The 8,842-nt window shown below is 47.8% G+C and carries 11 protein-coding genes; 6 read left to right on the top strand and 5 right to left on the bottom strand.

Translation table 11 applies throughout. From position 1 onward, the window contains the following. The 3 genes from L691_RS0103545 to L691_RS0103535 form a co-directional block, all read right to left on the bottom strand. The coding region (locus tag L691_RS0103545) for a glycine betaine ABC transporter substrate-binding protein (RefSeq protein ID WP_025688829.1) at positions 1 to 616 on the bottom strand (616 nt) is incomplete at its 3' end. 14 nt (positions 617 to 630) lie between these two features. Continuing rightward, positions 631 to 1,464 carry an ABC transporter permease gene (locus tag L691_RS0103540; RefSeq protein ID WP_025688828.1) on the bottom strand — a complete coding sequence of 278 codons (834 nt, stop codon included), beginning with the start codon at positions 1,462 to 1,464 and terminating at the stop codon, positions 631 to 633. Continuing rightward, entirely contained in the window at positions 1,464 to 2,660 is a 1,197-nt protein-coding gene (locus L691_RS0103535) for a quaternary amine ABC transporter ATP-binding protein (RefSeq protein ID WP_025688827.1), read from the bottom strand. Before L691_RS0103535 ends, L691_RS0103540 begins: the two co-directional genes overlap by 1 nt. A 254-nt stretch (positions 2,661 to 2,914) precedes the next feature. On the opposite strand from L691_RS0103535, the gene L691_RS0103530 reads away from it, so the two are divergent. Continuing rightward, on the top strand, positions 2,915 to 3,472 hold the full coding sequence (locus L691_RS0103530; protein WP_025688826.1) for a GbsR/MarR family transcriptional regulator: 558 nt from the start codon (positions 2,915 to 2,917) through the stop codon (positions 3,470 to 3,472). A gap of 133 nt (positions 3,473 to 3,605) precedes the next feature. Here L691_RS0103530 and L691_RS0103525 read toward each other — a convergent pair whose 3' ends face one another. Further along, positions 3,606 to 4,058 carry a MarR family winged helix-turn-helix transcriptional regulator gene (locus L691_RS0103525; protein WP_025688825.1) on the bottom strand — a complete coding sequence of 151 codons (453 nt, stop codon included), beginning with the start codon at positions 4,056 to 4,058 and terminating at the stop codon, positions 3,606 to 3,608. A 177-nt stretch (positions 4,059 to 4,235) separates the two neighbouring features. Here L691_RS0103525 and L691_RS0103520 point away from each other — a divergent pair, with 177 nt between their 5' ends. Both L691_RS0103520 and L691_RS0103515 read left to right on the top strand, forming a co-directional pair. Continuing rightward, positions 4,236 to 4,685 carry a GNAT family N-acetyltransferase gene (locus L691_RS0103520; RefSeq protein WP_025688824.1) on the top strand — a complete coding sequence of 150 codons (450 nt, stop codon included), beginning with the start codon at positions 4,236 to 4,238 and terminating at the stop codon, positions 4,683 to 4,685. 82 nt (positions 4,686 to 4,767) lie between these two features. Further along, positions 4,768 to 5,337 (top strand): guanylate kinase, encoded by a 570-nt coding sequence (locus L691_RS0103515; RefSeq protein WP_025688823.1) that lies wholly within the window; start codon positions 4,768 to 4,770, stop codon positions 5,335 to 5,337. Here L691_RS0103515 and L691_RS0103510 read toward each other — a convergent pair. Continuing rightward, the gene (locus tag L691_RS0103510) at positions 5,309 to 6,163 is read right to left on the bottom strand and encodes a sulfite exporter TauE/SafE family protein (RefSeq protein ID WP_025688822.1); all 855 of its coding nucleotides are present in this window, start codon (positions 6,161 to 6,163) and stop codon (positions 5,309 to 5,311) included. The genes L691_RS0103515 and L691_RS0103510 overlap by 29 nt on opposite strands. A 138-nt stretch (positions 6,164 to 6,301) precedes the next feature. Here L691_RS0103510 and L691_RS0103505 point away from each other — a divergent pair, with 138 nt between their 5' ends. The 3 genes from L691_RS0103505 (at position 6,302) to L691_RS0103495 (ending at position 8,707) form a co-directional block, all read left to right on the top strand. Beyond that, positions 6,302 to 6,769, top strand: coding sequence for a helix-turn-helix domain-containing protein (locus L691_RS0103505; RefSeq protein WP_025688821.1), 468 nt, complete (start codon positions 6,302 to 6,304; stop codon positions 6,767 to 6,769). A gap of 313 nt (positions 6,770 to 7,082) precedes the next feature. Next, positions 7,083 to 7,583 (top strand): hypothetical protein, encoded by a 501-nt coding sequence (locus L691_RS0103500; protein WP_025688820.1) that lies wholly within the window; start codon positions 7,083 to 7,085, stop codon positions 7,581 to 7,583. 128 nt (positions 7,584 to 7,711) lie between these two features. Further along, a complete protein-coding gene (locus tag L691_RS0103495; RefSeq protein WP_051459290.1) occupies positions 7,712 to 8,707 on the top strand; it encodes a hypothetical protein in 996 nt (331 codons plus the stop codon). Positions 8,708 to 8,842: the final 135 nt, after the last annotated feature.

Here is an 8,842-nt window from a genome sequence, read left to right as displayed (position 1 = left end):
GCCCCCCCCAGCCGGTGACGACAATCGGCTTGTTGGCGTCATATGCCTTTTGCAGCTCCTGCGCCATTGCCGCCGACGAGCTTTCCACCAGCGTATAGCCGTCCAGCTTATAATCCTTCAGCGCTTTTTCCGTTGCCGACATAATGCCTGCGCCCGGCTCGATGCCGATAATTTTATGGTCCAGCGAATCTGCGACCGCTTTATCAGTCAGATCTTCAATCGAATCCACTTTCATATAAGCCGGAACCGTCAGTCCAATTTTCGTTCCATTGAGGTTGGCGCCCAGATCTTCGAGGTCTTTACCGTATTTCTCCATGTAGGAAGCATGCGTGCTCGGCAGCCAGGCCGCGACCATCGCGTCAGCGCTTCCGCCCGCTACCCCGGCGAACATCGGCCCGGCGTCAACCTGAAGCAGCTCAACCGTCTTGTTCAGCTTCGATTCCAGCACTTCCTTGACGACATAGGTGCTGGCAATTTCGGAATCCCAGGCCACGTAAGCCAGCTTGACGGTTTGCGAGCCGCTACCTGAGGACGAGCAGCCTGCCAGTATAACAGCGGCCAGCAGGAGCAAAGGCAGGGTGATGGACATGAGCTTTCGGCGATTTCTCTTTTTCATTAATGTAAATCCTCCTATTTATGCTTGATTTTAAGCACGTTCTGCGTCAGGCGGTCCAGCAGGATAGCGAGCACGACAATCGCAAGTCCCGCCTCGAAGCCGGCGCCGGTCTTGGCCTGCGACACGGCGCGGTACACATAGGCTCCGACTCCCTGCGCGCCGATCATGGACGAGATGACGACCATCGAGAGAGACAGCATGATCGTCTGATTGATCCCGGCCATAATGGTCGGCATGGCAATCGGAAGCTGCAGCTTGAACAGCTTCTGCTTCGGTGTCGAGCCGAATGCGTCGGCGGCCTCAACCAGCTCCTCTGAGACCTGGCGGATACCGAGATTCGTCAGGCGAATCGTCGGCGGAATGGCGAATATAATTGAAGCGATTACGCCCGGAACGACGCCCAGCGAGAAAAAAGACACTGCCGGAAGCAGATAAACGAACGCAGGCATCGTCTGCATGAAGTCCAGAACAGGCGTGATGATATTTCTTGCCTTCCCGCTCTGCGCGCATAGGATGCCGATAGGTACACCGATCAGCACGGCCAGCACGGATGATGCCAGCACGAGCGCCAATGACTGCATCGAGGGCCCCCACAACCCGAGATTGTCGATGAGCAGCAGACCGATCAGCGCGAACAGCCCAAGCCGCCATTTGCCAATCCAATAAGCAAGCGCCGTTATTAGCAGAATGACAACCAGTGAGGGAAGAAAGGTAAGGAGCGTTTCAATCCCCACGACCATCCCTCCGATGACAGAATGGATGAAGTCAAAGACCGGACCGAAATACAAGGTCAGCCATTCCTCCAGCTTCTCCACCATTCTGCCGAGCGGCAGTTTCGGAATATTCATCAGGCAAGCCCTCCTTCTGGCACCGCGTTGCCTGCAAGGGCGGACAGCACGGCTCCCTTAATCACAATACCTTTCAGCCGGTCACGTTCATCAACCACGGCGAGCGGCAAATGCGACTCCGCCATAAGCTCGAACAATTCGTTCAGCAGCACATCGGGTCGAACCTGCGGGATTTCCCGCCGCATCACATCCGTAATCGACTGCTGCTCTTTAATTGCCCGCGCAGCGTCATCGGCGGTAATCACGCCCAGCAGCTTCATCTCCTTGTCGGTCACATACAGACTGGACACGCCGCTGTCGCGCATCAGTTGCAGCGCCACGCGAGGTCCGCGTTCAGGCCGGATCATTTCCGGCTGCTTCATCACATGGGCTGCGGTCAACACCTTTGACAAATCCACGTCCTCCACGAACCGCTCCACATATTTGTTGGCAGGCTGGATGAGAATTTCCTCCGGCGTGCCGATCTGCACAATAACGCCGTCCTTCATCAGGGCGATCCGGTCGCCGATCCGCAGCGCTTCATCCAAATCATGCGTAATGAAGACAATCGTCTTCTTCACCCGGTCCTGCAGCTCCAGAAGCTCCTGCTGCATATCCTTGCGGATCAGCGGATCAAGCGCGCTGAACGCCTCATCCATCAGCAGAACGTCCGGGTCGTTCGCAAGGCCCCGGGCCAGCCCGACCCGCTGCTGCATCCCACCGCTCAGCTGATCGGGACGATGGTTCTCCCAGCCGCCGAGGCCGACCAGCTCCAGCGCCTGCTGCGCCAGCTCTCTGCGTTTCTTTTTATCGACACCCTGCACCTCAAGGCCGTATTCGGCATTCCCGAGCACCGTCCGGTGCGGAAACAAGCCGAACTTCTGGAAGACCATGCCGATATTTTTGCGGCGGAACTGACGGAGCTCTTCGGCATTCATCTTGACCACATCTTGCCCCCGGAACAAGATTCGCCCCGCCGTAGGATCGATCAGCCGGTTCAGCAGCCGGACAAGCGTCGACTTGCCGCTGCCCGACAAACCCATGATGACGAATATTTCTCCTTCGTTAATATGAAAATCGGCCTGATTCACTCCGACCGTCAGCTTGGCTTCCTTCGCGATTTTTTCCTTGGACCATCCCTGCTCCAGCAGCGTAAGCCCTTTGCGGGCGTCCTGACCGAATATTTTCGTAAGCTGCTTCACTTCAAGTATAGGCATATGGACCTCCTTCTCCCGTATTTTTCCGGGTCAATTCACTCGTTTCAGTCTAACGGACGACCGGAAGGAGAAGCAAAGCGCATATACCGTTATAATTTAACGTACAGTTTTTACTTTACGTACTTTTCATAAAGAAAACTCTGCTTTACTCCAAATTCCGTTCCGGTTCGGGTTCTTTACTTCATTGGGGGATCTGATTACAATACACTAGGAGAGATTGTGCAGTTATAAAGCTTCCTGCAGGAGGAGACAGCATGAATGATTTAGAAGGGCTGGCGCCCGAGCAAATAGAGAGAATAAGCAAGGCCCGCGAGCGCGTCATCGATTCCATCGGCAAGAACATGGATCTGTACGGCGTGACTCTGTCCATCGGCCATTTGTATGGATATATGTATTTCAAGCAGGGTCCGGTTACGCTGGACGAGCTGAGCCAATCGATGGGCATGAGCAAGACGTCCATGAGCACCGGTGTCCGGACGCTGCTTGATCTGAAGATGATCGATAAGGTATGGGGGAAAGGAACACGGAAGGATTTGTTCGAGGCCTCATCCGATTGGTACCAGAATTTCAGTGATTATTTCTCGATTAAGTGGAGAAAAGCGGTAGAAAGCAACATGAATGCTCTAGCCAAATCTCTGAACGAGATCCGGGCGATTAAAGAAGAGTACAGCGGGGATGAAGCGCTGGCTGCTCTGCTTACTAAGGATGAGGACAAAATCGGGGACGCGATGAAATATTACCGTTGGCTGCTGAAGCTGATCGTGGCTCTCGAAACTGGTAAAATCTTTGAACTGATTCCAAAGGAAGAATAGGTTTTCCTTTTGGACGGAGGCGATGGAGCTTGGCCGCGAGGCTGCCATCGTCTTTATTTTTGCCGCAAAAGCCGCTGCCCGCCCCTAGCTGTTCCTCTGCGGACAAGCGCGGTCAAGCGCAGGCGCGGACAGCTTAATAGCTGCGCTTGTTGCCTTTTTTTACATATTCCCAGTCCTGTTCCACGTTCCGCCTTACCCTTTTCAGGAGCTTGTATAGCGTCTCGATCTCCTCATCGGACAAGCCCGCCAGGGCTGTTTGGTCGGAATAGTCGGCTTCTCTTTTCAAAAAAGGATACACTTCTTCCCCTTTAGCGGTTGGGTACAGCTTCTTGATCTTCCGGTTGTCCGGATCGCTGCGTTTCTCGATCAACCCTTGAAGCTCCAGCTTGGCAATGGCGCGCGCTGCGGTCGTGCGGTCGACCTTGATCATCTCGGCCAGCTTCTCTTGGATGATCCCGGGCTGCTCACAGATGCGGACCAGGTACAAATACTGCCCCTTCGTCAGCTCCAATTCCTTGAATTCGATATTGCTGATCGAGTCGAACGCTCTGGCAATCATCCCGATCTCACGTAAAACTTCGCTCATTTCAACGCTCCTATTTCCGATATTTTGTTGTAAATACAACAAAATAGACTTATACTATTAGACATTAAGACATCCCTTAGTTCCATTATGACCCGATCCGAAGCGGAAAGCCAGAAGCGGATGCGGCAATTTTTGAACTGCGGCCTGAAATCCCAAGACTTTACGAGGTGAGCGCTGATGAACTGGCATCTGAAAGCATTTGACGAGCTGTCCAATATGGAGCTGTACAATATTTTGAAGGCAAGAACCAATATTTTCGTCGTTGAACAGAACTGCCCTTATTCCGAGGTGGACGGCAAGGACCCGGCCTGCCATCATCTGTTCCTGGAGGAACAAGGCAAGATTATCGCCTACCTGCGCATTCTGCCCCCCGGCGTGGCTTATCCCGAAGCGTCCGTCGGCCGGTTTATCGTCGATCCGAAGCTCCGGGGAACGGGTCTTGGCCGAGAGCTGTTCGGCAGGGGGCTTGCTTTTGTCAGGGAGCATTTACGGGAAACCCGCGTCAAAATCCACGCGCAGGCTTACCTTCAAGACTTCTATGCTTCCTTTGGCTTCGAGCCGGTGTCGGACGTCTTTCTGGAAGACGGAATTCCGCATATCGAAATGCTTCTTTCGCCGGAAGAATAAGCCGTTTGGTCTGTCCGTCCGGTTGGATAACTAACCCGATTACGACTTTCCGCATCCATTTCCCTACAAAGGAGTGTTGGCATTGGGACGCATTGTTGTGCTGTACGGTCCGTCCGCTTCCGGGAAAAGCGAAATTCAGCGGCAGCTTACAGGTCCCGGATTTCCACGAATCATCACGGCGACCACCCGCCCGGCGCGGGCGCAAGAGCTCGATGGCGTGCATTACCTGTTCCTGGACAAAGAGAGCTTCCGGGAAAAAATGACGCGCGGGGAGCTGATCGAGTGGACCGAGTATAACGGAGAATGGTACGGAACGCTGCGTTTGAGCATCGAGGAAGCTATAAACGGTCCGGCGAACGCCAATATCATCCTGGATCTTGCCGGCGTGCTTGCGCTGAAAGAGCGCTACCAAGAGCATATCCTTGTGATCTACATCGGCGCGGACCTCTCCTCTCTTGCCAGAAGGCTGGCCGAAAGAGGCGGAGACTCGGCCGAAACGGCAAACAGACTGCGCAAGGCCCGTGAGCAGGAGCTCACCGAAGCCTATATGCAGCCTGCGGACGCCGTCCTGTGGAATAACGACGGCACAGATTTCACGGAGACGCTGAAGCGCGTCCGGGAAATCATCGCTTCCCATCGGCGGGAGGCGTAACGGCAACCGTGCTTATCCGTGCGGATTTGAGCGCTTTGGTAAACATTTTGATAGCAGACAGAATCAGAATGAAGCCCAGCACCAATTTTAGCAGGCTGGAAGAGATGTAAGCGATTAAGAGCCCGCCGATGAACGAACCGAGAATCGAACCGAGCCCCATGGGAACGACCAGTTCCCTCCATTCTTTTTTCTCCGCATAGGCCCCGTTGGCAGCATGCTTGATCATCCCGATCACCACCGTTGGCAGACTAATCAGAACGCTGGCGGTGCCCGCTATCTTGATATCCACCCCGAATACGAGCAGCAGAGTCGGAATGATCAGTTCCCCTCCGGCAACCCCGAGCAAGCTGCTTACAATCCCGATGCCTATCCCAAAAGCAATCCCGACCAGTACAGCAACCGGCAGCGGCATCGGAATACCGCTGGAGACAACCGGAGAGATGCCTTCCGCAACAAGGAGTACGCCAATGGAAACAAGGAGAATGAGAATGACTTTCTCAAGCGTCCGTTCGGACAGCCGTTTGGAGTAGTTCGCCCCCGTATAAGCGCCAATCATCCCCCCGACAATAAAAGAGGCAATGACCGGCAGAATGGCCGTCAGCTCTTTAAGCGGAGCCTGAGGAAGACGAATGGCCAGCGAGGAGATCAGGGTGATCAAGCTGACGGCCAGATTGAATGCAACCGCCTGCCGCGTCGAATATTTGAACAATCCTACCAGCACAGGGAGACGGAATTCCGCCCCGCCGAGTCCGATTAACCCGCCCAGACAGCCGATTGGCGCTCCCGTTAGCAGTGCAAGCAGTGATTTTTTTCCTTTTTCATTCATTAATAACGGCTCCTCTCTTACAAAACCGAACAAAACGCTACGAAACACAACAAAACCGGATTTAAAAAAAGTGTATCCTAGCCTATAATAATTGACAAGAGCAACATTTGAACGAATATTGACGAGGTGATCTTCCACATGTCCGATAACACCCTTTCCTATTCACCCGAAGAGGTTTCCAAAATTCTCAAAATTTCCAAAGGCACCGTGTATGATCTCATTAAGCGCGGGGAGCTTCCATCTTACCGGATCGGAAAAAAACTGCGGGTCGCCCCAGCCGATCTGGAGGCATACACCCGCCCTTCCTATGCCGCTCCAAAGCATCAGCCCGAAGCGCCGGTAATTTCCATGGAGAAGCTGATTCTGGATAATCACGGACTCATCATATGCGGTCAGGACATTGTTCTTGACGTGCTTTCCCGGCATATTGAAAAAAGAAATTCCTCCATCCGCTCCCTCCGTTCCTATGTGGGCAGTCTTGACGGCCTTCTCTCCCTTTACCGGGGGACTGCGAATCTCGCCGCCGCTCATTTATGGGACGCAGAGACCGACGAATTCAATACTCCTTATGTCCGCAGTCTGTTGAGTGGATTGTGTAATTCATAAGCAAAATGTGTCCATACCACAATCTATTAGATAGGTCTCTACCCAATAGATTGTGTAAGTGATACTTAAAATAATAAGTATAGTTTATCATATTAATTAAAAAAATATTTTGTGGAAATATTGATATATTTCTATAGCTATTTATAACCAAGATAATAGTATTCCTTAATATTTATGAGAGTTCGGTTTTTTACTAAAATAGATGAATGTCACAGAAATTTAACTATATCTAGTAAAGGAAAATGTTGAAAGAAATAATAAAAAGTAACATTATGGAATATTATTACAAATATTATAAAGGATGGTGTATGTTTTGAAGATTAACAAAGTTTTACTAGGCTTCGCTTTGGGAGTGGCTGCTTTTTCATTGACAGGTGTTGCAAGCGCAGCGAGTATTGTTAATGAAGGAAGTGCCGACGAAGTAGTAACTGTTGATTTTGATAGTGGAAGTGGTGTACCTGTTCAAAACATCGATAAAACTTCAGAAACTTTGTCTTTTGCGGCTACTGCTTCAGAGGACTTGCATTACTACTGGAAATTGAATGCATATGATCCAGTATTGGGTGATCCGTATGTGGTTAGCCAATCGACTGCTAACGCACCTATTGATTACATTAGTGCCAAAGCAAGAGTTTTTGATGATGATGAGACACTTCTGGATACTAAGTTGGATGAGCAAAAGGGGTCTTCTATAGCAAGTGCTAAAGCAGAACCTACTGACTTTTATTACGGTGATGATTATGCAATCGGAAATCATACCTTTAAACAAGCTGGTTACTCAGACATGGTTAAGGAAACACGTGTCGAATGGTAGAATAATTTTTAAATGTTTATCAAAGTAAAAAAGATATGCAACAAAAGCATATCTTTTTTACTTTGATAATAATATATTTGGCACGGCTTCGAATTAATATTTGAATTTTATAGAAGGAAATTTGAAAAATGAGCATACTACATAAAATCAAAAAAATGTCCTTTTTAAAGAAACCAAAATATCATATAGCAATACTGTGTGTATTAATTATAATATTGATGATTTTTGTATATAAGCCATACAAAGAAAACCTGTCACCAGTAGTTAATAAAAAAACAATTGTCCCTAAAACTTCATCGAGTAATAATAAAGACTCAAACATGATTTTTTATGGATTAAAAAACTTAAATAATGAGATTATAGATAATGGAAGTTCACTTAATGGATACATACATAATAATGAGTTAAATGTAATAGTTTCATTACAGCATTTAATGAATGAAGAAAGAGAATATGGATTAATTGTATTAGAAAACTATAAGCAAACTGAGTTTAAAATTATAAATAATGAGAAAATTGATAAGTTTCTTTTTACTATGAAAGCCAATTCTGAAAAAGATATAAAAGTAATGGTTCCAATAAGTAAAGACGCGATTGATATTGCTTTTTTAATAATTAAAAAGCCTAGTTATGAGCTGAGAGAAAAAGATTTAACTAAAGCTGGTATACTTGAGGAAGTCTTAAGTTTGAGATTTCCTCTTAAAAAGGATACTGAAAAAAAACAAATCAATAATGCAGTTCCTAATGAGGTTTTAAAGACGCAAATCAACGAAAGTCTGTTTCTTAGTAAAAAAGAAAAAGTATTACAATTTATCGAGGCGGATAAGGAACAAAGTAATTTGTTTTTGTCTGTAGGAAATGATCAAAAGTATCCAATTCAATATGCCATAATTGCCTTGAATAATTGGGAACAGGTTCCTAGTATAGATAATAAAGAAGAAGTCTTTTATTCAAGTGTAGTACCTAATAAAAGAAATATTTATAATTTCAAAATCCCGAAGGTAACAAAAGATACGAATTTTCAATTTATAGCATTCCCTTATCCTTACCAAGTGAGTAGTAAAAATTATAAAAGTCAACAAGCAATAGGCTCATTTCGGATATTAATTTTAAATAATGATTAAATAGACTTAAGGAGGTTGAATTAAATTGGGTGACTTCAATTTGATTATTATAATTTTAATTATTATTTTTGTGGTTATGATAATGACTATTAAAGGCAATCAAAAAAGAAAATAAAAAAGATTAAACCTGAATTA

Origin of the sequence: Paenibacillus zanthoxyli JH29 (assembly GCF_000520715.1) — a bacterium.
Classification (GTDB): domain Bacteria; phylum Bacillota; class Bacilli; order Paenibacillales; family Paenibacillaceae; genus Paenibacillus_AQ; species Paenibacillus_AQ zanthoxyli.
The sequence above is the reverse complement of the archived record's forward strand: the minus strand, read 5'-3'. Positions and strand labels throughout refer to the sequence as shown.